This is a genomic window from Saccharothrix tamanrassetensis (assembly GCF_014203665.1).
GTDB classification, from domain to species: Bacteria; Actinomycetota; Actinomycetes; order Mycobacteriales; family Pseudonocardiaceae; genus Actinosynnema; species Actinosynnema tamanrassetense.
The window spans coordinates 464,441-486,738 of record NZ_JACHJN010000007.1; the positions used below are offsets into that span (position 1 = coordinate 464,441).

Sequence of the window (22,298 nt, forward strand, 5' to 3'; positions counted from 1 at the left end):
GACGGTCGGTCAGTTGAGCCGGATCATCCGGCCGTTGACCCGGACCATCCCGTTGCGGGCGTCGAGCGTGATGCCGGTGCTGTCGAGCACCAGCGAGGTGAGGACCCGGCGCCCGTTCGGCCCGCGGACGTTGAGCTCCAGCCGGCCCCGGCTCTCGTCGACCTTCACCTCCAGCCGCTTGTCGCCACTGGCCAGCCGGGCACCGGAGGCGCGGGGCGCGTCCGACAGCTCCAGCCGGTTGCCCTTGCGGGACACCAGGGAGCGGCGGTTGACCTTGCCGCTCCTGCCGTCCACCAGCGGCTGGTCGTGCGGCGAGGGCACGTCCACGCCGTTGTACAGCCCGCCGATCACGTAGGGCCGGTCCAGGCTGCCCTGCTCGAACCCGACCAGCACCTCGTCCCGGACGTCCGGGCTGAACACCCCGCCGCCGCCGACCCCGCCGAGCTGGACGGTGCGCACCCAGTCGGAGACGTACTTGTCGTCCAGCCACGGGAAGGTGAGCTTCACCCAGCCGCGCTGGCCGCCCTCCTCCTTGATGTCGGTCACGATCGCCGTCGCCAGGCCCGGCATCCGGGCCGGCGCCGCGCCGCCGGCCGCCAGCGCGGCCAGCGAGCGGTCGTAGGACGCGCTGACCACGACCGTGGTCCGGTAGCCCTGGCCCGGTTCCAGCACGTGGGTCACGGCGGTCGCGGTGTAGCGGCCGCTGAACGCCTTGCCCACGGCGCCCAGGGCGATCGGCACGCCCGCGCGCAGCATCGGGTTGCCCTCGACGACGGCTTCCAGCTCGGTGAAGCCCGCGCTGATCGACGCCTCCAGGGACTGCGCCGCCGCCGTCACCTCCGCCTGCTTGCGGTACGGCACGCCGGTCACCGTGTTGCGGGTCTTCGTGCGGAACGCCTTGCTCGCCTTCATCGCGGACAGGCCGGGCACGGTGGTCGTGCTCGGGGTGTTCTTCTGCACTTCGACCAGCGGCTTCTTCCGGTTCACGTCCCAGCCGCGCACCTGCACGCCGTCGGCCTGCTCGGCGCTGCTCAGCGCGGCCCGCAACACCAGCAGGTTGCTGCCGAACTGCAACACCAGCGGGTTCTTCTCGGGGGACGCGGTGGGCGAGGGGGCCGTCTTCGCGGGCTGGAGCTTGGTGAACTCCAGCCGCCCCCGGTCGTCGACCCGGACGACGGCGCCGTGCTCGCGGGCCAGCATCTGGAGGAAGTCCCAGTCGGACACACCGGGTTGGCTGAGGTGCTCGTAGGTGATCCGCGACGTCTCGATCCGGCCGACGGACAGCCCCGCGTTCTTGGCGACCTTGGCGACGATGGCGGACGCCGTCATGTTCCGGAACGCCTTCACCCGGCGACCCCGGAACAGCCGGTGCGCCTTGCTCATCGCCCGGACCACGGTGTAGGCGGTCCTGTCGTTCACCTCCATCTCCACGGCCGTGACCTCGCCGGCGAACAACCGCTCCTGGCTCCGCGCACCCACCGCCGCCACCGAGACCTTCAGCGGCGAGCCGATGGTGATGCCCGTCTTGGCCAGCAGGTCCCGCTTGTCGTCGGCGTAGGTGAGCACCGCGGTGTCGGGCAGGCCGACGTTCTCGTCCACCACGCAGCTCACCAGTACCTTGTCCCAGTGCCCGGTCACCGGGCCGTTCGCGACGACGATCGGACTGGCGGCGAAGGACCGGACGGCGCTCATCGTTCTCCTCCTCGGTGTGGGGACGTCGTCATCGGGACTCCTCCGGTTCCGGCTCGATGCTCTCGATGCCCGGCAGCAGCAGTTCCCCGCCGGGCTCCAGCGCCAGCGGGTCGTCGATGCCGTTGGCCTCGGCGATGACCCGCCACGCGCCCGGGTCGCCGTACTCCTGCCACGCGAGCTGCGGCAGGCTGTCGCCGGCGACCACGCGGTGCGTGCGGCGCACCTCGTGGGATCCCGACGTCGGGTTCTGGCGCGGGGTGTCGACACCCGCCTCCTCGATGGACAGCGAGCAGGTCGCGCGCAGCGGTCTGCCGTCCACGTCGAACAGCGAGTAGGCCACCGACAGGCTGGACAGCACGCCGTCGAAGGAGACGGACTTGGCGGTGCCCCACTCGAAGCGGACCCACGGGCTGGCGGGCTTCTTCTTGCCGATGCTCTTCTTCGTCGGCACGCAGGCCACCATCAGCTTCTCCACGCTCGTCTCCACCGAGTTGTCGTGGGTGGCGGTGGCGTCGAGGAAGACGTCCACGCTGAGCGTGCGGGGGCCGCTGCCGACGAACTCCGGCATCGACGCCTGGCCGGCCATCCGCGCCGGCTGGCGGCGCCACTCGACCGACTTCTGCAACGCCAGCGTGCCGGGGTTGAACTGGAACGCGACGGTCGACAGCTTCGTCCCCGGCTTCGCACCCGCCTGGGCGGGCGGTTCCATGATCACCAGGCGGGCCTTGACCAGGCTCGCCCCGGGTTTGCGTGCCACGACGTGGTTCCCTTCGGGGTCAGGACGCCTCAAGACCCTCGTGGGAGAACTCCAGGGTCTCCACGGCGGCCTGCGACTGGCTCGGGTCGAACGAGGGGCCCTTCCAGCTGACCGGGAGGACGCCGAGCACCTGCCACCGCACGATCGGCGTCAGGTCGGGGGCGAGCGCGACGATCTCGCCGTCCTTGCGCTCCGCCCGCTGGACGACCTCGCGGAACCACTTGAGCACCTTGGCCGAGTCGGGGGTGACCGGCCGGGTCATGGTGATGTTGGACCAGGTGATCCGCGACGGCAGCTGCCAGGTGAACCCGTTGTTGCCGCCCTCGGCGTACTGCTCGACCTCGACCTGCGCGCCCAGCCCCTCGCAGGTGTGGAACGCGCCCAGGCTGTTGCCCGCCACGGACAGCTTGAAGAAGACGCTGCTGGCGAAGACGTCGTCGGTCATCGGTGTGCTCTCCTGTCGTACCGGTGTCGGCGCCGGTGTCAGCGGCTTCGGTCGTGCAGCCGACCGGCACGCTCCCGGCCGCTGCGCAGTTCGGCGCGCAGCAGCCTGGAGACCGGCTCGATCAGCTTGCGGGCCAGGCTGTCCAGGTCGGGGGACGCTTGGTTGTCGGGGGACGGCAGTGCCTGCGTCCTCGAGGTGGACGAGGTCGGTGTCGTGGCCGTTGTCGTGGCCTGGTCGAGGGGCCTGGCGGGGCCGGGTGGCGCGTTCAGGGTGGCGGCAGGGGTGCTCGACGAGCTCGCGACGGCAGGTTGGCGGTTGGGCCGCACCCGCTGCACGGTCGTCGGGTTGGTGACGTGGAACCCTTGCAGCGTCTGGGTCGACGGGTGCTGACCGGTTGCCTGCCGCCGCCCGGTGGTCCCGTCCACCAGTGCCGCGCCGGCGCTCTGCGGAGCCGATCTCGACGGCGTGCCTGCCGGTGCGGTGACCGGCATCGCGGATGTCCGGCCACCGTGGTCGTGTGGTCGCACGGCCTCCGGCCGCACAACCGTCCGCGCCGCAGCGCTTGTCGTCGGCGCGCGCTGCACCGGCGCGCGCTGGACCGACGTGCGCGCTTCCGACGTGCGCGGCGCGGTATTGCCCTGCACTCGCGCTTTCCTGGTCGGCGCGCGCTGCACCGGCGACGATCCCGCGGACGTGACCGGGTGGGGTGCGGTGTCCTCCAGTTGCGCCCGCATCGGCGCCCAGCGAGGTTGGACCACGGGGCGCTGCTCGGGAGCAGTGGGGGCGGTCCGCTCCACGCGTAGTCGCGGGCTCAGCGGCCGGTTTCCCAACAGCGGCACGGTTCGCGGGATCACCGGAAGGTCTGGGGGAGGCACGCTCCCGATACTGCGCTGTACGTGAGGACGCGCGGTATCGGAGGTTTCCTGCCGGTTCGCAGGCGTGCCGCCGGTGCTTTCGGCGCTGTGCGCCGCCGGCGTGTCCACGACGTGTCGTGACGACTGAAGGCGGACCACTGGCACCACCGGGACCGGCGGCGCCACTGGGGTCGGCGGCGCCACCGGGGCCGCCGAAACCTGTCGCTGCACCGGTCTCGAGTCTTCGGCCGTGCTGTGCCGCACGAGAGGAGGATCGGGCGATTCGGCGGACTTGCGCCTGGTGACGCCGGCTTCGGAGGTGGCTGTGACCGGCATCGCCGGAAGCTGCTGCCCGAGCCCGGTCCGGGCACGGTCCGGTTGGGGGACCGGAGGATTCCCCGACGCCTTCCGTTGCACGGTGGTCGCGTCAGGTCCGTGGTGGGCGTGAATGCCTTGCCGCACAACGGGGCTGGGCTCGACGGTCGGCTTCGGACCGTTTTTCGAGGGAACGGCACCAGGAGGAACGGCACTCGCGGGCATCCGCTCCAACGGCACACCCAGGAGCGGTGCGGTCGGCGAACTCGCCCGCTGCACCACCGGTGGGGATCCGCCTGCCGACGCCGCGGCCCCTTCCGCAGCGGAAGCCCGCTGCACGGCGGATGTTCTCCCGTCCTCGACCGCAGTCGCACCCCTCCCGGCGACCGCGATGTCGGCGTCGCCCAGACCGGCGCGCACACCACCGCCCGCGTCCACGCCGGTTCCGACACTTCCCACAACAGGGGGCGCGGGGGTCCGCGCGATCGGCACCTGCCGGACGGGAAGGGTCGGACGGGCAGCCACGGTCAACGGTGGCCCGATCGGGCTGAGCTGCACCGCCATCGCCACTGACGCCCGCCCGGCCCCCGCCGGCTGCGCACCCGGCTGTGCACCCGGCTGCGCACCCGAGCGCACCTCCGGCTGCCCTGCGACCGACCGCGACACCACCGGCGCGGAACCACCGGCAGCCTTGTGCTGTCCGTTCGTCGAGCCCGCCGATTCCCGGGCGACACCCGGCCGCGACACCGGCCCGGAGCCATCCCGCGCCGACGGCCGCGCTTTCCCGACCGGACCGACAGGTTCGCCCGGGGAAACCGACCGCGACACCACCGGCAGAGAACTGCTTCCCGAGCCACCCCGCGCGGTCGTGCTTCCCCGCCCCGCCGAACCCTCCGGCCGAGCCGTACTCCCCTGCCCTGCCGGACTTCCCGGCCGAGCCGCACCTCCCTGCCCTGCGGCAGCCCCTGATCCGGCCGCACCCGCCTGCGCCGGGGATCCTCCTGGCCCAGCTGCCTTTCCCTGCCCCGTCGCAACCCCAGGCCCGGCCGTCCCTCCTTGCCCGGCCGATCCCCTCTGCCCGGCCCCATCTCCCTGCCTCGCCGGACCCGCAGGTCCCGCCGGCTTCCCCGCGACTTCGGATCGAGAGACCACCGGCACCCGCCCAGGACCATCGCCCTTGCCGGGCCGCCCCGCCGAACCAGCCGACTTCTCGACGTCGCCGGACCGCGCCACCGACCGCGCCACGGGCAGCGGAGAGCCACCACCCGAGCCAGACCGCTCACCGGTCGAGCCCGGCCCGCTGCCCCCGGAACCACCCGGTTCCGCAGCGACCACCGGACCCGGCACCACCGGTACCGACCCGGCACCCGGCCCGGACCGCAGACGCGCCGAAGCCTGGCTCTCCCCCGAGCCGACCGACTCGCCCGCAACGACGGACCGCGACACCAACAGCGAAGATCCACCGGAGCCGGAGCCCGAACCCGCCGATGCCCGCCTTCCCCCTGCCGAACCATCCGACCCCGCAGCCGCCGACCCGGTAGCCGCGGACCCCGTAGCCGCCGACCCGGTTGCGACAGCCCGTGCCACAGGCAGCACGGATCCACTGCCCGAACCGGGTCGCGCCCCTGCCGATCCAACCGACTCCGCAGCGACAACCGGACCCGACACCGCTGACCCAGACCCAGACACCGCCGAGCCCGACGCCGCCGGACCTGAGTCGGCCGGAGCCGATCCGGCCGGGCCCGACACCAGCGGACCCGGTACCCCCGGAGCGGGCGCACCACCCGAGCCGGGTCGCGGAACCGCCGATGCCCGCCCCTCCCCCGCCGATCCAGCCGACTTCCCCGCAGCGACGGACCGCGACACCACCGGCGCGGAACCACGCGGGCCGGAGCGACGGGCCGCAGGCCCCTCATTAGCCGGACCCACCGGACCCGCCGGATCGGCCGGTTCCGCCGACACATCCGACCGTGACACCACCGGCAGGAAGCCGCCGGCCGGCGGGTGGCCGGGTTCCGCGGCGCGCTGCACGGCCATGCCGTGCAGCACGCCCGCCGGGGCCGTCGAACTGACCGAGTGGCCCAGTCCCGTGCCGAAGGTGTGGTCCTGCCAGGAGGCGAGCCCGTCCCGGAAGCGCAAGCCGTCACCGACCGCGAAGTTGCCGCGCCCGATCACCCCGGACAGCGGCCGGACCGCGTGCCAGCCACCGTCCCACGCCGGCCGTTCGGCGGCCTGCGCCGCCGGCTCGGGCCGCCGGGCCGCCCGGCCGCGCCCGCGAAGCCTGTCCCACCAGGACATGGCTCACCTCCCCTCGTTCACCCTCGTGTTGATCCGCGCGATCTCCTCGACCCAGCGCCTGCGCTCGTGGTGCTCCAGGTCGAGGATCTCCCCGCGCGGCCAGTGGAAGTGGTAGGCCACGTACGCGACCTCCTCCAGCAGCCGTTCGGCCGCGTACGTCACCATTCCCCCAGGCGACCACCGGCGAGGTCCACCTCGAACGCCGTGCCGCACGACGGGCAGGACACCCCGGCGCGGGTGTGGCCCTCGCTGTTGATGCGCCGGTAGAAGTCCTGGAGGAACGCGATGTCGGTGGCGTACATCTGCTCGACGACGCCCGCGTGCACGTCCGCGACCCCGCCCAGTTCGACGATGACCTGGCTGAGCAGCACCACGCTGAGGTAGCCGGGGTTCTCCTTGACCCGCAGGTCGATCTGGGGTCGCAGCTCGTCCCGCGCGGTGGCCAGGCGCATCTTGCCGCGCCGGTGCACCGCGCCGTCGGAGTCGACGTAACCGCGCGGCAGCTCGAAGTCGAACACCGTGCGCAACGCGCCGCCCGCGGTGGCGGCCCGTGCCGGTTCCTGCTGCGGCTTGGTCTCGTCGACCAGCTCGTCCAGCTGGTCGAGAGCGATCGTCCGGCGCCTCATTCGACCTTGATCTCCTCGAAGACCAGGGTCACCTTCTCCGTCGCGGCGCTGGACTCACCGGCCTTGAGCGTCGGGCCCTCCCACTTGCTGGCCCAGGCGTTCATCAGCTGCATGCGCCGAACCGTGTTGCTCTCGGAGTCCTTGACCTCGATGGTGACGTTCTGCCGGGCCGCGGCGACCGCGCCCTTCTCCAGGGTTTCCTTGAGCCACTTGGTGAACTCCGGGCTGACGTCGAGCCCCCTGGTGAGCGTGACCTCGCCGCCCTTCTGGGCGCCGGGCTGCTTGCGCAGCAGCGGTTTGCCGGTCGGGGTCACCTGGGCGACCTCGACCACGTCCTCCTCCACGGTCAGCCCGCTGACCTCCTGGAGGGACTCGACCATGAAGCCGCCGAGCTGGACGCCGAAGATGTGTGTGGAAAGAGCATCGCCTTCTGCCATGGATGCAGTCGCCTTTCTGGTTCACGTGCCCCCGGACGGCGCCGGCGGCTCATTCGTTGACGAGGCTGGTGCTGTCGGAGAACTGCGACAGCCGGAAGACCACGAACTCCGCGGGCTTGACCGGTGCCACCCCGATCTCGCACACGACCTGGCCGAGGTCGATGGACCCCTGGGGGTTGTTCTCCTCGTCGCACTTGACGTAGAACGCCTCGGCCGGGGTGCGGCCGAACAGCGCGCCCTGCCGCCACTGCTCGGTGAGGAACGCGGTGATGTTGCGCCGGATGCTGGACCACAGCCGGTCGTCGTTGGGCTCGAAGACGACCCACTGGGTGCCGATGAGGATCGACTCCTCCAGGAAGTTGAACAGCCGGCGCACGTTGAGGTAGCGCCAGGCCGGGTCGGAGGACAGCGTGCGGGCCCCCCAGATCCGGATGCCGCGGCCGGAGAACGCGCGCACGCAGTTCACGCCGATCGGGTTGAGCAGGTCCTGCTCGCTCTTGCTCAGCGAGGTCTCCAGGTCGACCGCGCCCCGGATCACCTCGTTGGCGGGTGCCTTGTGCACGCCGCGCTCGACGTCGTTGCGCGCCCACACCCCCGCGATGTGACCGGAGGGCGGCACCATGATGTTGCGCCCGCCCGTCGGGTCGAACACCTTGATCCACGGGTAGTACAGGGCGGCGTAGCGGGAGTCGTAGCCCGCCTCGTCCATCCGCCACGCGCGGACGCGCTGCGCGTTCAGGCCGGGAGGGGTGTCCAGCACGGCGACCCGGTCGCCCATCTGCTCGCAGTGCGAGATCATCGCCAGCTGCACGGTCTTGACGCCTTCGAGGTCGATCATGCCGCGCTGGTAGGCCGCCATCAGGTCGGGCGTGGCGACCATGGTGATCTCGTCGATGTTCTCCAGGCCGCCGAAGCCGGTGCGGGCCTCCGGGTCGCCGAGGTACTCCTGCGCGTCGACCACGGCGGGCAGCGCCGCGCCGTCGGAACCGGCGGCGGGCAGCGACACCGTCTGCTTGTCCGGGCGGGTCAGCGCGCCGCTGGGCTGCTCGGTGATGCCGATCAGCTTGGAGCGCTCGGAGACCTGGGTCACCACGTAGTTCTTGACGTTCTTGCGGGTGGACACGTCGTAGCTCTCGACCACCTTGCCGCTCTGGCGGACCACGAGCTTGAACCGGTCTTCGGCCGGGTTCTCGCCGTCGGCGTCGGCCACCTCGACGGTGAGGTCGCCGTCCGCGCCGGGGAGCGCGGCGATCCGCAGCCCGCCCAGCTGCACGGGGTTCGGCCTGGGCGCCTGGGGTTCCGTGCCCGCCTGCGCACCGCCGACGCGCACCACGTACGCCGCGCCGCCGCCGTTGGCGAAGTAGCCGTAGACCGCGTGCGGCAGGTACGCGCCCTCGGTGAAACCACCGAAGTTCTGCACGTACTGGTTCCAGTTCGCGACCAGGGTCGCCTGGTGGAAGGGTCCGAGCTCGGTGAAGCCCACGAAGGCGGCCACGGCGGTGCCGACGCCCTCGATCGGCCGTGCCCCGGACTGGACCTCCTCCACGTACACGCCCGGTGAGAGGTACTGCGGCATGGTCGCTCCTGTCTGGTGTGCGCTTGTCCGCTTCGGTAGCAACAGCTTCCCGTGCGCGGGCGGCACGTCGGGAGGTCCGACGCCCCTCGGTCGGGGGCAGTCCGATGCCCTTAAGGGCAACCGACACCGGTCCACAGAGGACAGAGAAGGGAGCGGCTCCCACCACGCCGATCGGTGGCGACCGGCGAAACGCACGGGTGCCCGTCGTCACCGCGCCGGCGGGCGGTCACGACGGGCACCGATCAAGTGCGCACCCGGAACCCGTGGGCGTTCGCCGTCACGCCAAGGCCGTGAGCCACGGGCCGAACTCGTTCTCCAACAGCAGCCTGCCGAGCTTGCGGTACTCCTGGTGGATGGCGGCGACGACGTCGGCCATCGCCAGCGGGCGGTCCGCGGCGGCGGCCAGGTAGGCGGCGGTCACCGCGCACGCCCGGATCGACCCGCCCGCCAGCTCGAAGCGCTCGGCGCAGAACTCCAGGTCCAGGTCCCCGCCCCGGGGCAGGGCGGTGCCCAGGCACCGGTCCCACAGCGCACGCCGCTGCTCCGCGTCCGGCACCGGGAAGTCCGCGATCACGTCGATCCGGCGGGTGAACGCCTCGTCCACGTTGGACCGCAGGTTCGTGGTCAGCACGGCGATGCCGTCGAAGGACTCCATGCGCTGCAACAGGTACGCCGACTCCACGTTGGCGTGCCGGTCGTGCGCGTCCTTGACCTCCGACCGCTTGCCGAACACCGCGTCCGCCTCGTCGAACAGCAGCACCCCGTGCACACCGGCCGCCTCGGTGAAGATCCGCTCCAGGTTCTTCTCCGTCTCGCCGACGTACTTGTCGACCACCGTCGACAGGTCGACCACGTACAGGTCCATGCCGATCTCGGCCGCCACGACCTCGGCGGACATCGTCTTGCCGGTACCCGACTCACCGGCGAACAGCGCCACCACCCCGCGGCCACGTCCCCCACCGGGGCGCATCCGCCACTGGCCGAGCACCCGTTCCCGGTGCCGGGCCCGCAGCACGAGCTCGGTGAGCTGCCGCCGGGTCGGCCCGGACAGCACCAGGTCGTCCCAGCCGACGGACGGCGTGATTCGGCGGGCCAGCCGGTCCAGCCCGGCCCCGTTCTGCGCCCGCACGCCGGCCCGCACGTGCTCCGGCCCGACCGGACGGCCGTCCAGCACCGCCAGCCGGGTCGCGACGGACACCGCCCGCTCCACCTCGTCCACGCCGAGCCGGTAGCCGCCGAGCGACGTCAGCAGCGCGGGTGTCGGCGGTGCGCCGGTCGCCTCGGTCAGCGCTCGCGCCCACCGGTCCGACCGGCTGTCGGTGTCCAGCGGCGGCACCGGGACCGAGACGGCGGGTCGGCCGGCCCAGTGCGGATCCCAGTGCTGCCTGCCGTGCAGAATCAGCGGCAGGTCGCCCGCCAGCGCCACCACCTCGCGCAGCAGCCGGACCTGTTCGGGCACCAGCCGCTCGACCGGCCCCAGCACGAGGCCCGCGCCGCGCAGTCGCGCCTCCCGCACGGCCGCGCCGAGCGCGGGCCGGTCCCGGTCGGCCAGCGCCGCCACGTCCAGCACCACCGCGTCCCGGCCGGCGGCGGCCAGCGCGCCCGCCGCGGCCCGTCCGCCGTCGCCGTCGGTGTCGCGCAGGTGGACCAGGCCGACCCCGGAGCGCAGCGCGGCACCCACCCGGCGGGCGAACTCGTCCTCGGCGTCCCCGGTCACGACCCGGGCCAGGTCGGTCACCTCCCGGTCGGGCTCGTCGTCGCCGAGCAGGTGGGCGGCCACCCGGTCGGGCACGCGCAGCACCCGGGACAGCGCGGGCGAATCCGGTTCCCGCACCTCGACCAGGCCGCCCGCGACCAGTCGGGAGCCGGCGGCGAACCGGAAGCGGCCCTCGCCCGCCGGGGGCAGCCCGCACAACTCCAGTGCCAGCCCCACGGTCGCGCGGCGGCGGGTGACGTCGTCGTTGAGGTAGCCGAAGAGGCGCTCGAACCGGGTGTCGACGTCCGGCGCCAGGGCGACCAGCAGGAACTCCAGGTCCAGCCGGTCGAGGTGGAAGTTGTGGGCCAGCTCCAGCAGCCGGGGACCGGGCGCGGGCACGGCGGCGGCGAGCGCGTCGAGGTCGGGGTCGTCGGGCAGCGGGACGCGCGGCGGATGGGAGGCGTCCAACAGCCGCCGCACCGCCTCCGGCGTCAGGTACAGACCCCGGAACGGGTCCTCGGGCTCCGGATCGGTGGCCAGCCGCGCCTCCACCGCCTCCCGCACCCGCTGCTCGACCGCGCCCAGCCTGCGCCACAGGTAGACCAGGTCCGCGTTCCCGGCGTCGACCATCGGTGGTGACTGTCCTGCCAGGGCGGATGGATCCCCGCCGGCGGGACCGGCGTCGGCCTTCGGCGGTGACTGTCCTGAAAGGACGGACGGCGCCGCGGCCACGTCGGCGGCCGGACCGGTTGTCACGGACACGTACGTGGTCGGACCACCGGCTCCGGACGTGCGCGCGGTCGGGGCACCCCGACCGTCGACCATGTCGGCGGTCATCGGATCGGCTCGCCGCGACGGCGCCGGCCCGAGGGCAGCGGGCGGGGCCTGGGCACCGCGAACCCCTCGCCCTCGGCGGTGGTGGGGCCCTCGTAGCGCAACCTGCGGGCGTCCGGCGACGGGCCGGCTTCCACCCCGTCCACGGCCCGCAGCACCAGCCCCTCGGTCACCGGCAGGCCGGCCGGCGTCCACTCGCCCGCCAGCGGCGCGGTGACCTTGAGGGTGATGGCCGGCTTGAGCTCGCCGCCGAGCGCGGACCACACGTCGGGCGCCGAACGGCCCTCCGGCGTCGGTCCGGCGACCTGCATCCCCACCGCCAGGCCCAGTTCCGCCAGCGACCCGGTCAGCCACTCCGGCGCGAGCCGTTCGCCGCGCACCAGGCACGCCAGCGCCTCCGACAGCAGCCGGTGCTCGTCCTGCGGCCGGTTCGTCCAAGCGGTGATCAGGTACGACAGTTCGTACCAGCGCGCCGCGCCACGCCAGCCCAGCAGCACTCCGTCGTCGTCGTGCACCTCGGTCGCCCCGGCGTTGCGCCGGGTCAGGTCCTCCCGTAGGTCGTACAGGAACACGTTGACGGCGGGCGCGTTGCGCCGCGCCGTCCAGTCCTTGGTGGGCGCCTCGAACGCCAGGTCGCCCCGGTCGCCGGGCACGCCGCCGGCCACCAGCAGCCGGCGGATCCCCTCGTCCACCTCGTGGATCACGGATGCCTCCTCGTCGTCGTGGTCACCTGCGCCGCACCATGTCGGGCGGTCCGATGGAGCCGACGACGACGAGGAACGGCGTGGTGGCGGGGCGGAACCCGGGCCCGGTGGCGGTGATGGTGCGCGGCCCGGTCTGGTCCTTGGCCAGGATCAGCAACTGCGCGGTGAAACCGCCGTCCGGGCGCGGGATCGTCGGGACCGCGGTGGCGGTGATGCCGGGCGACCAGGTGAGCCGCACCGGCGCACCGGGCGGGAAGTCCACGCCCCGCACCGAGGTCACGAAGCCGGGTTCACCGATCGGCGGCACGGCGACGATGCGCGGCAGGAGCACCCGCATCGGCGCGTTCGCGGTGTTGTCGCCGGGGTCGGCGTCCGTGCCGGTGGTCCGCAGCACACCGCCCACCGTGGTCTCCAGCGGCGCGTCGGGCGCGAACACGACCTGCACCACCAGTGCCGCGCCGGGTGCCAGGTCGGGCAGCGCGCAGCCGGCCGCCGAGCACCCCGGTGGCAGCGCCGCCACCGGAACCCCTCGGGGTGGCGCGAAGTCCAGCCGCAGACCGGTGGCCAGGGCACCGCCCCCGTTGCGCACCGTGTAGGTGGCGGTGGCGCGTCCGCCCACATAGGACGGATTGGGCTGCACCACGACCGCCAGTCCCGGGCCGGCGTCGGGGGCGGGCGCCGGCGGGGGTGGTGGCGGCGGTGGTGGCGGCGGAGACGAGGAAGAGGACGGCGTGGGAGGCGTCGGCGGGACGGTCGTCCGGTCGCGCACCGGGATCTCGGTCCGCGCCGAGTTGTCCGCCGGCCGCACGTCCAGCACCTCGCCCGCCACCGACCACGTCAGCTGCCGGCGGCCGGGCACCAGCCCCACCAGGTCCACCGAGATCCGCACGCTCGTCCCGTCCTCCAGGGCGCCCAGGTCGCAGCGCAACGCGGAAGCGTCGCAGGAACCCCGGTCCGGGCGCAGCACGTCCACCCGCACCCCCTCGGGCACGGCGACGGTCAGGGCGGTGCCCGGCGAGGTCGCCGGTCCCCGGTTGGTCACGGTCACGGTCGCCGTCGTCGTCGTTCCGGTGTCCGCCTCCGGCACGGCGGGCGGGGCCTGCACCGCCAGGTCCACCGAGGGCTGCCAGGTCGGTTCCTTCTGCCGGCCGGGCAGGTCGCGGGTGATCCGGTCGAGCGCCCCGGAACCGTCGAGCACCGCCAGTTCCTCCGGGGACGCGGCGTCGCCCTGCCGCCGGGTGGTCAGCACCAGCCGCTCGCCGTCCGGTGCGTACGCGGCGTCGCGGGGCTGGAACGGTCCGGTGGGCGGCGCGGTCAGCGGGGTCGAGCACGGGCGCTGCCCCTGCGGCAGCAGGACCCGGCACCCGTTGCCCGGCAGCGAGACCTCCACCAACCCGTCGAACTCCCGGTTGAACACCAGGGTCCGGCCGTCCGGGCGGAACGCGGCGCTGTCGTCGGTCACCTCGCAGTCGAACCCGCACACCGCCGCCGACACGTCGGCCTGCCGGTCCAGGGTGCGGGCACGGGCGGTCCACACGTGGTTGTCGCGGACCTCCACGCCGTCCGGTCCGTTGAAAACCACGCCCCTGGTGAACGCGAGGGTGGTGCCGTCCGGCGACCACGCGGGCTGGGTGTCCTCCTGGCCGGGGACCTCGGTGGGCGGGCGCAGGTTGCCGACCACCGCGCCGGTCGCCACCTCCACGACCACCACCCGGCTCAGCCCGCCCGCGTCGGGGCGCACCCCTCCGGGCGAGCGCCGGGCGAAGGCGACGAACCGGCCGTCCGGCGACCACACCGGGTCGAACTCCCAGTCCGCCGGCTGCCGGTCGGCCACCGGCAGCCGGCGCGGGTCGCCGCCGTCGGCGTCCACCAGCCACAGCCGCTGCGCCCGCCCGCCGTCGACGTCCTCGAACCTGGTCACCACGATCCGCCGCCCGTCCGGTGAGTAGCTCTGCCGCTGGGTCCAGGGGTCGAACCCCTCGCCGGGGTGGAACAGCCGGTTCGGGTCCTCGGCGATGCGCGGGTCCTCCCGCAGCACCGCCAGGCCGAGGTCGCGCGGGTCGGCGCCGTCCGGCCGGACGTCCTGGAGGGTGGCGGTGTTGCGGGTGGCGGCGGTCGTCCGCGACACCAGCAGCCTCGGCGGTCCGGCCACCGACCACGCGGGCGAGGACACCCGGCGGTCCTCGGCCAGCAGCAGGCCGGGCGCGGCCGTCACCGGCAGCCCCGTCCCGGTGTCGACCTGGTAGACCTTCTCCACGTTCGGGTCGGCCGGGCAGGAGCACGTCTGGTCGAAGCTGAGGAACAGCAGCCCGGTCCCGTCCGGTTTCCACACGGGCCAGTGGCCGCGCCACCCGGCCTGGTCGCCGCCCAGCACCGGGGCGCCGACGCCGTCGCCGTCGCCGTCGAGCAGCCGGAGCCGCGGCTCCCCGCGCACGGTCAGGGTGTAGGCGATCCGGCCGTCCCGCGGGTTCCAGGCGGGTTCCCCGGCCGCGCCCTCGGGTTCGTCGGTCACCCGCACCGCCGCGCCGCCCGCCACCGGCTGCCGGTAGACCTCCGGCTCGCCGTCGCGGTCGGCGGAGAACGCGACCTGCGTGCCGTCCGGTGAGAACGTCGGCCACGTCTCGTTCCGGGGGCTGTCGGTGAGCCGCCGCACGCCGGTGCCGTCGACGCCCACGACCCACAGGTCGCGCTGCCCGCCCTCGGCCGCGTCGAACACCACCGACCGCAGGTCGGGCGAGAGCTGCGGGTGCCCGGCGTCGCGGCCGGTGGTCAGCTTGCGCACCGAACCGTTCGGGGCCCGCACGTACACCTGCGGCCGGCGCTCGTCGCGCAGGCTGGTGAACACCACCAGGTTCCCGCGCGCCGACACGTGGTCCTCGAAGTGCGCGGGGCCCTCCGCCTGCGGCTCGCTCACCGCGGGTCGGTCGGGGACCGGGTCGGTCACCACGCCGATGCTGCGGTGGCCGGTGCCGGCGAACGCGATGCGGCCGGTGGCCCTCGGGTCGTCCTGCTGCGCCGCCGCCGGGGTGGTCGTGGTGGCGGCACGCACCACCACGACCGCTCCGCACAACGCGACCACGGCCGCGATCGCGGCGACGGCTCGGTTCTTCGCCCTGGTGGACAACTTCACAACACCTCCGGTGGCCTCGCGGGAATCGTCGCGGTGGCCGACGCGGCGGGACGAGGCCCGCACGGGCAGGATCGGGGCAGGGAGCGGGTGGGTTCGGGCAATCCGTGGGCGGGATCCGGAGCGATCCGGGTTCGGGCGATCCGAGAGTCCGGAGCGGTCCGGGATCAGGCGCGGTCCGGGATCAGGCGCAGTCGGGAATCCGGGGCGGTCGGGGAGCTTGCGGGCCGCGCGATCCGAAAGCCGGCAGCGATCCGGGATCCGGGGTCCGCAGCGGTCCGGGGTCAGATCAGGCCGTGCCGCATCACGTAACCCACGGCGTGGGCGCGGTTGCGCAGGTTCAGCCGGGTGTTCACCTCGTGCAGGACGTTCTTGACCGTCCGCTCCGAAAAGGACATCTTCGTGGCGATCTCGGCGGTGTCGAGCCCCTCCGCGATCAGCCGCAGCATGTCCGCCTCGCGCGGCGTCAGCGTGGACAGCGTGGGCGCGTTGGGGTCCAGCACGCTGCGCTGCAACCGGCCGACGTGGTCCAGCAGCCTGCCCACCAAGTCGCCGGGCAGCACCGCCTCGCCCTTCGCCAGCGCCAGCACCGTCGCCACCAGGCGGTCCTGGTCGGCCTCCGCGCGCCGCACCACCGCCGACACCCCGCAGTCCACGGTGACCTGCAGCGAATCGTGGTCGAACCGGCTCACCACCACACCGGTGCGGGTGGTGGACGAGCGCTTGAGGCTGCGCAGCAGCCGGGCCGCCGAGTCGTCCACCTCGTCCACCACCACGAGCGCCACCAGCGCCGGTGATCCGTCCCCGGCGGCGAGGACCTCCACCTCGGGTCGCGGGCGGAGCTGGTGGGTGACTCCGGTGCGCAGGACCGGGTCCTCGGCGTAGACCGCGACCGGGATTCTCGTCGTCATGCGGTGCCCCCTTCGCAACAGCCGGGCCGCGCCGGCCCTGGTAGGACCATCGTGGTCCGCCGCGGTGCGCCGGGGCAGCCGCCGCGGGTCGTCGGTGCACTGGTTTGCCCGCACAGTGCCCTTTTCTCCCTGCCGGACCGCCGCCCACCGTCCCTACCGTTGCGTGCCGTGACCGCAACGACGGAATTCGGTCTCCCCACGGTGGTCGTGACGCCCGGCCAGGAGACCAGCACGACGATGACGGTGCGCAACGACAGCGACATCGTCGAGGCGTACGAGTTCGAGGTGGTCGGCGAGTGCGCGCCGTGGACCGGCGTCGAGCCGGAGCGGCTGTCGCTGTACCCCGGGACGTCCGGGGAGGTGACCGTGCGGCTGCGGCCGCCGCGCTCCCCGGCGGTGCGCGCCGGCGAGGTGCCGCTCGGTGTGCGGGTGCTGCCCACCGAACGGCCCGAGTCGGTGGCGGTGACCGAGACGACGGTGGTCGTCGAGCCGTTCGCCGAGCAGCGCGCCGAACTGGTCCCGGAACGCCGCCGCGCCTGGCGCAGCGCCCGCTACCACGTGGAGCTGCTCAACGCGGGCAACACCCCGGTGGCCGTGACGCTGAGCGCGCCGGAGGTCGACGACCGGCTGACCTGCACCGTGCCGCAGCAGCCCGTCACGGTGGAACCCGGTGACCGCGCGGAGCTGGAACTGCGGGTGCGGGTCGGCAAGCTGCTGTGGTTCGGCAAGGCCGAGCACTGGCCGCTGCGGCTGGACGCCGCCGCCGTCGCGGGCGGGGACACCACCCGGCACGAGCCGGAGGGCGAGCTGATCCAGCTGCCGGTGCTGCCCCGGTGGCTGCTGGCCCTGCTCGCCGCACTGCTGGCGCTGCTGCTGGCGTGGCTGCTGCTGGTCCGCCCCGCCGTGCGCAGCGCCGCGCGGGAGGCGGCCGACGACCGGGCGCAGGAGATCGCCCAGGCCGAACGCGAGCAGCCGAACGTCGAGCAGCCCGCCGGGCAGGACGGCCGGCAGCCCCGCCAGGGCGGACAGGGCCAGGGGCAGGGGCAGGGCCAAGGGCAGGGACAGGAGCCGGGTCAGGAGCGGCCGGGCTCCGGGATCGGCGGTGGGCGGCAGAGTTCCAGGACCATCGAGGTGCACACGGCCGCCGGGCAGCAGGGCGCCGGCACGTACACCGTGCCCGACGGCAAGGTCTTCCGGATCACCGACATCGTGCTGGGCAACCACCAGGGCGACGAGGGTGTGCTCACCATCGCGTTCGGCGACCAGACGATCACGCCGATCGCGCTGGAGACGTTCCGCAACCAGGACTACCACTGGGTGACGCCGATCGACATCCCGCAGGGCGCGGCCGTCACCGCGACGGTGTCCTGCGGCAGGCCCGGCACGCCCGCGAGCGGGCAGCAGGCAGCGGACTGCTTCCAGGTGGTCAACGTCAGCGGCGAGCTGGGGGACATGCCGGACGACAACTGAGCACGCGCGGCGGACGTGCTCGCGCGGTGGGCGCAACGGCAGCCGGGCACCGACCGGGAAGTACCCGGCCGGTGCCCGCAACCGTGTCCGCGACCGTGCCCGACAGCGGGTCAGCCGGCGGGTCGGTCGGCCGGAACCGCGTTGCGCGCCACCACCTCGGCGAAGAACCGGGCGCTGTCCTTGACCGTCCGCCGCTGCGTGTCGAAGTCGACGTGGATCAGCCCGAACCGCTGCGTGTAGCCGAAGGACCACTCGAAGTTGTCCAGCAGCGACCAGGCGAGGTACCCGCGCACGTCCGCCCCGCGGGCGATCGCCGCGTGCACGGCGCGCAGGTGCTCGGCCAGGTAGCGCGTCCGCCGCGCGTCCCGCACCCGCCCGTCGGGGTCCACCACGTCGTTGAAAGCCGCCCCGTTCTCCGACACCACCAGCGGCACGTCGCCGCAGTACTCCCCCAGCCACACCAGCAGCTCCGTCAGCGACTCCGGGTGCTGCTCCCAGCCGATCGAGGTCAGCGGCCCCTGCGGCGGCAGGACGTCCAAGCCGCGCAGGCCCGGCAGCGAGCAGTTGCTGGGGATGTCGGGATCGGACAGCGGCACCACCCGGGTCGGGGCGTAGTAGTTGACCCCGATCCAGTCCACCGGCGCGGCGAGGGTCGCCAGGTCGCCGTCGCGGATCGCCGGTTCCAGCGCGCCCACGTGCGCCACGTCGGCGAGCACGTCGTCCGGGTAACCCCGGCCCAGCACCGGATCCAGGAAGAACCGGTTGTGCAGCCCGTTGAACCGGCGGGTCGCGTCGCGGTGCGCGTCGTCGTCCGCGTCGGCCAGCGCGGGCGAGAAGTTCAGCACGATCGACAGCCGCTGGTCCGGCCCGCCCAGTTCCCGCAGCGCGCGGGTGGCCGTCCCGTGCGCCAGCAGGTGGTGGTGCGCGGCGACCAGCGCCGAGCCGTCGTCACGCAGGCCGGGTGCGTGCACACCGCTGCCGTAGCCCAGGAACGCGGAGCAGAACGGCTCGTTGAGCGTCGTCCAGTCCACCACCCGGTCGCCCAGCCGCTCGTGGACCGCGCGGACGTAGTCGGTGAAGCGCTCGGCGATGTCCCGTTCGCGCCACCCGCCCACGTCCTGCAACGCCTGCGGCAGGTCCCAGTGGTAGAGCGTGACCAGCGGCCGGATGCCCCGGTCGAGCAGGTCGTCCACCAGCCGGTCGTAGAACGCCAGCCCGCGCGGCTCCACGGTCCGCCCGTCCGGCATCACGCGCGGCCACGCCGTGGAGAACCGGTAGGCGGGCAGCCCCAGTTCGCCCAGCAGCGCCACGTCCTCGCGGTGCCGGCGGTAGTGGTCGCACGCGGGATCGCCGCCGGCGCCACCGAGCACCGCACCCGGCACCGCCGCGAAGGTGTCCCAGATGGACGGTCCACGGCCGTCCGCGCACAGCGAGCCCTCTATCTGGTAGGCCGCCGTGGCGGCACCCCACAGGAAGTCCGACGGGAAGACTTGTTCCACCAGCCACCTCACGGATTGACCCGACCCCCCGGGAGGCCGGTGACCAATTTTCTTGCCAGGAGTGCGAACAGCACGACGACCGGCAGCGTGCCGAGCACGGCGCCGGTCAGCACGAGGGGGTAGTCGGTGTAGTAGCCGCCTGCCAGGTGGGCCAGCGCGACCTGCACCGTGGGCGACTCGACCGGGTCGAGCACCACCAGCGGCCAGAAGAAGTCGTTCCAGGAGGCCAGGAACGTGAGCATCGCCAGCACCAGGGCGTGCGGGCGCAGGGCGGGGAGCACCACGTGCCAGTAGGTCCGCACCAGCGAGCAGCCGTCCACCCGCGCCGCGTCGACCAGCTCGCGGGGCACCGCCTCCCGGCACGCCTGGCGCATCCAGAACACGCCGAACGCGCTGACCAGGCCCGGCACCACCACCGCCTCCAGCCGGCCGTACCAGCCCAGCTCCCCCACCAGCTCGAACAGCGGCACCACGCCGAGTTGGGCGGGCACCATCACCGACCCGAGGACGAGCCCGAACAGCACCCGGCGGCCGCGGAAGCGCAGGTGGGCGAACGCGAAACCGGCCAGGGTGGACAGCAGGACGTTCGACGCGGTCACCGTGACCGCCACGATCGCCGAATTGCCCAGCGCGGCCTGGAAGTCGACCGCCTCGAACACGTCGTGCACGTTGCGCCACAGCTCGCCGCCGGGCAGCAGCGGCGGCACGCGGGCGGACATGGCGGCATTGTCGTGGGAGGCCACGACGACCGACCAGTAGAGCGGGAACAGCGAGCCGAGGAGGACCAGCAGCAGTGCCGCACTGGCGAGCACACCGGGGGCGCGGCGCACGCCTCACCCCCGCCCGACGAGTCGGCGCACCAGCACTGCGTTGACCGACGCCAACACCGCGCACAGCGCGAACAGCACCCACGAGATCGTCGCGGCGTAGCCGGCGTCGAAGCGCTCGAACCCGTTCTCGTACAGGTACATCACCAGGGTCTGGAACTGCCGGTCGTTGCCGCCGGCGCTGCCGGCGGTGCTGCCGCCGCCGAACAGGCGGGGCTCGGCGAACAGCTGCAGGCCGCCGATCGCCGACACGACCACCGTGAACAGCAGGGTGGGCCGGATGCCCGGCAGGGTCACCGAGCGGAACGCCCGCAGCCGCGACGCGCCGTCGAGCGCGGCGGCCTCGTGCAGCTCCCTCGGCACGGACTGCATGGCGGCCAGGTAGAGCAGCGCGTTGTAGCCGGTCCACCGCCAGTTCACCATGATCGCCACGCCGAGGTGCGCCGACCACGCGTGCGCCTGCCAGTCGACCGGGTCCGCACCGAACCACGACAGCACCCACGCCGCGAACCCCTGGTCACGCCCGAACAACTGGGTGAACACCAGGGCGACCGCCACCACGGGCACCACGTTGGGCAGCAGCACGACGGCGTGCCACGCGGTGCGCCCGCGCAGGGGCCGGTCCAGCAGCGCCGCGATGCCCAGCGCCGCCGCCAGCTGCGGCACGGTCGCCACCACGAAGATGCTCGCCGTGTTGGCCAGCGCGTTGTAGAAGTGCGGGTCGGTGAGCAGGTCGGCGTAGTTGGCCAGGCCGGTGAACCGGACCGGGCCGGCGAGCAGGTCCCAGCGGTGCAGCGACATCCAGCCGGTGCGCAGCAGCGGGTACAGGCCGAAGACGGCGAACAGCACGAAGAACGGCGACACGAACAGGTAGGGCGTGATCCTGCGGTCCCACTGAACGGACACAGCGGCTACCGGAGGACGTCACGGGCTTCGCGGACCGCCTGCTCCCACGCCTGCCCGACGTCCTGCGCGCCGTCCTCGACGCGGCCGAGGGCCCGGCCGAACACCGGTCGCACGTCGGCGTCGCGGACACCCCGGTAGTTGGGCCGCACGGTGTCGGACGAGGCGGCGAACAGCCGGCCCACGGGCGCGTCGCCGAAGTAGGGGTCCTTGTGCTGCAACACGACCGGGTCCCGGTAGACCTCGGGCTCGCTGGGCAGGATGCCGTCGTCGACGAACAGCCTCTTCTGCTGCTCGGGCGCGGTGAGCCACTCGGCCAACCGGTACGCCTCGCGCTGGTGCTCGCCCTGCGCGGGCACCGCCAGGTAGGACCCGCCCCAGTTGCCGCCGCCGCCCGGTATCGCGGTGATGTCCCACTTGCCCGCGCCGGCGGGGCCACCCGCCTCCTTGATCTGGGTGAGCATCCACGCCGGGCAGGTGATGGTGGCGAAGCTGCCCTGGTTGATGGCGACGTTCCACGGCTGCGTGAACGTGGCGACCTTCGCCGTGTGCCCCTTGGCGCCGAGTGCGCCCGCGATGTCGAACGCCCGCTTCACGTTGGGGTTGGTGGCGCCGATGAACGAGTCGTCGGCCTTGGCGAAGTAGTTCTCCTCCGCCTGGTTGAGCACCGCCGTGTAGACCGTGTTCACCGAGTCGGTGAACCGCGCGTCGGTGACGCGCCCGGCGAAGCGTTCCGCGACCTCGGCGTAGCCCTCCCACGTCGGCCAGAGGGCGGCGACCTGGTCCCGGTCGGTGGGCAGGCCGGCGCGTTCGAACAGGTCTCGCCGGTAGCACATGGCCAGCCCGCCCATGTCGGTGCCGAGCCCGAGCACGACCTTCCCGTCGGCGGCGACGCCCTGCGCCCACTTCCACGGTGCCCACCGGTCGCGCAGCCCGTCCGCGCCGAACCGGGCCAGGTCGGCGAACCGGTCGGCCGACTGCCGCAGCCGGGGCATGTACTGCTCCTCGATGGCGACCACGTCGGCGGCGCCGTTCCCGGCGGCCAGCGCGGTGATCAGGCCCTTGTGGTGGGAGTCGAAGTCGGCGACCCGGCCGACCACGTCCACCTCCGGGTGCGCGCGCTCGTACTCCTCGAACAGCGGGTCGTAGCCGAACTCGCCGAACGTGGCCACGGTCAGCCGCAACCGGCCGTCACCGCTCGCACCGCCCCCGCACCCGGCGACGACCATCACCAGAGCCGCGACCAGCCACGGTGTTCGATACGCCCGCTGCATCTGGACCCCTCCGCCGCACCCGTCAGGTGGGCCACATCGTGCTACGGCCGGCG

General features: G+C 73.5%; 17 protein-coding genes. 1 reads left to right on the forward strand and 16 read right to left on the reverse strand.

The window, feature by feature from the left end; translation table 11 throughout:
* Positions 1 to 9: 9 nt before the first annotated feature.
* The 12 genes from FHS29_RS23980 to FHS29_RS24035 form a co-directional block, all read right to left on the reverse strand.
* Positions 10 to 1,692 (reverse strand): VgrG-related protein, encoded by a 1,683-nt coding sequence (locus tag FHS29_RS23980; RefSeq protein ID WP_184694052.1) that lies wholly within the window; start codon positions 1,690 to 1,692, stop codon positions 10 to 12.
* A 28-nt stretch (positions 1,693 to 1,720) separates the two neighbouring features.
* Complete coding sequence (locus FHS29_RS23985; protein WP_312865073.1) at positions 1,721 to 2,449, reverse strand: CIS tube protein; 729 nt, start codon at positions 2,447 to 2,449, stop codon at positions 1,721 to 1,723.
* A 19-nt stretch (positions 2,450 to 2,468) separates the two neighbouring features.
* Positions 2,469 to 2,894: a phage tail protein gene (locus FHS29_RS23990; RefSeq protein WP_184694054.1), complete on the reverse strand. Its 426-nt coding sequence runs from the start codon at positions 2,892 to 2,894 to the stop codon at positions 2,469 to 2,471.
* A gap of 38 nt (positions 2,895 to 2,932) precedes the next feature.
* Positions 2,933 to 3,385, reverse strand: coding sequence for a hypothetical protein (locus FHS29_RS23995; RefSeq protein WP_184694056.1), 453 nt, complete (start codon positions 3,383 to 3,385; stop codon positions 2,933 to 2,935).
* 2,979 nt (positions 3,386 to 6,364) lie between these two features.
* Positions 6,365 to 6,523 (reverse strand): DUF6760 family protein, encoded by a 159-nt coding sequence (locus FHS29_RS24000; RefSeq protein WP_312865080.1) that lies wholly within the window; start codon positions 6,521 to 6,523, stop codon positions 6,365 to 6,367.
* Positions 6,520 to 6,987 carry a hypothetical protein gene (locus FHS29_RS24005; protein WP_184694058.1) on the reverse strand — a complete coding sequence of 156 codons (468 nt, stop codon included), beginning with the start codon at positions 6,985 to 6,987 and terminating at the stop codon, positions 6,520 to 6,522. Before FHS29_RS24005 ends, FHS29_RS24000 begins: the two co-directional genes overlap by 4 nt.
* Entirely contained in the window at positions 6,984 to 7,424 is a 441-nt protein-coding gene (locus FHS29_RS24010) for a phage tail protein (RefSeq protein ID WP_184694060.1), read from the reverse strand. Before FHS29_RS24010 ends, FHS29_RS24005 begins: the two co-directional genes overlap by 4 nt.
* Before the next feature lie 49 nt (positions 7,425 to 7,473).
* Complete coding sequence (locus tag FHS29_RS24015) at positions 7,474 to 9,000, reverse strand: phage tail sheath family protein (protein WP_184694062.1); 1,527 nt, start codon at positions 8,998 to 9,000, stop codon at positions 7,474 to 7,476.
* Between the two features lie 277 nt (positions 9,001 to 9,277).
* Complete coding sequence (locus FHS29_RS24020; protein ID WP_184694064.1) at positions 9,278 to 11,326, reverse strand: ATP-binding protein; 2,049 nt, start codon at positions 11,324 to 11,326, stop codon at positions 9,278 to 9,280.
* A gap of 203 nt (positions 11,327 to 11,529) precedes the next feature.
* Positions 11,530 to 12,234, reverse strand: a complete 705-nt coding sequence (locus tag FHS29_RS24025; RefSeq protein ID WP_184694066.1) for a Pvc16 family protein — start codon at positions 12,232 to 12,234, stop codon at positions 11,530 to 11,532.
* Between the two features lie 22 nt (positions 12,235 to 12,256).
* The gene (locus tag FHS29_RS24030; RefSeq protein ID WP_184694068.1) at positions 12,257 to 15,358 is read right to left on the reverse strand and encodes a DUF11 domain-containing protein; all 3,102 of its coding nucleotides are present in this window, start codon (positions 15,356 to 15,358) and stop codon (positions 12,257 to 12,259) included.
* A gap of 287 nt (positions 15,359 to 15,645) precedes the next feature.
* The gene (locus FHS29_RS24035) at positions 15,646 to 16,272 is read right to left on the reverse strand and encodes a helix-turn-helix transcriptional regulator (RefSeq protein WP_184694069.1); all 627 of its coding nucleotides are present in this window, start codon (positions 16,270 to 16,272) and stop codon (positions 15,646 to 15,648) included.
* A gap of 168 nt (positions 16,273 to 16,440) precedes the next feature.
* On the opposite strand from FHS29_RS24035, the gene FHS29_RS24040 reads away from it, so the two are divergent.
* The gene (locus tag FHS29_RS24040) at positions 16,441 to 17,742 is read left to right on the forward strand and encodes a COG1470 family protein (RefSeq protein WP_184694071.1); all 1,302 of its coding nucleotides are present in this window, start codon (positions 16,441 to 16,443) and stop codon (positions 17,740 to 17,742) included.
* A gap of 110 nt (positions 17,743 to 17,852) precedes the next feature.
* Here FHS29_RS24040 and FHS29_RS24045 read toward each other — a convergent pair whose 3' ends face one another.
* Genes FHS29_RS24045 through FHS29_RS24060 form a run of 4 tightly spaced genes read right to left on the reverse strand, consistent with a single transcriptional unit; the run spans position 17,853 to position 22,245 of the window.
* Positions 17,853 to 19,241, reverse strand: a complete 1,389-nt coding sequence (locus tag FHS29_RS24045) for a GH1 family beta-glucosidase (protein ID WP_184694073.1) — start codon at positions 19,239 to 19,241, stop codon at positions 17,853 to 17,855.
* A gap of 8 nt (positions 19,242 to 19,249) precedes the next feature.
* Positions 19,250 to 20,071, reverse strand: coding sequence for a carbohydrate ABC transporter permease (locus FHS29_RS24050; RefSeq protein ID WP_184694075.1), 822 nt, complete (start codon positions 20,069 to 20,071; stop codon positions 19,250 to 19,252).
* Between the two features lie 3 nt (positions 20,072 to 20,074).
* A complete protein-coding gene (locus FHS29_RS24055; RefSeq protein ID WP_184694077.1) occupies positions 20,075 to 20,974 on the reverse strand; it encodes a carbohydrate ABC transporter permease in 900 nt (299 codons plus the stop codon).
* A 5-nt stretch (positions 20,975 to 20,979) separates the two neighbouring features.
* A complete protein-coding gene (locus tag FHS29_RS24060) occupies positions 20,980 to 22,245 on the reverse strand; it encodes an extracellular solute-binding protein (protein ID WP_184694079.1) in 1,266 nt (421 codons plus the stop codon).
* Between the last annotated feature and the right edge of the window lie 53 nt (positions 22,246 to 22,298).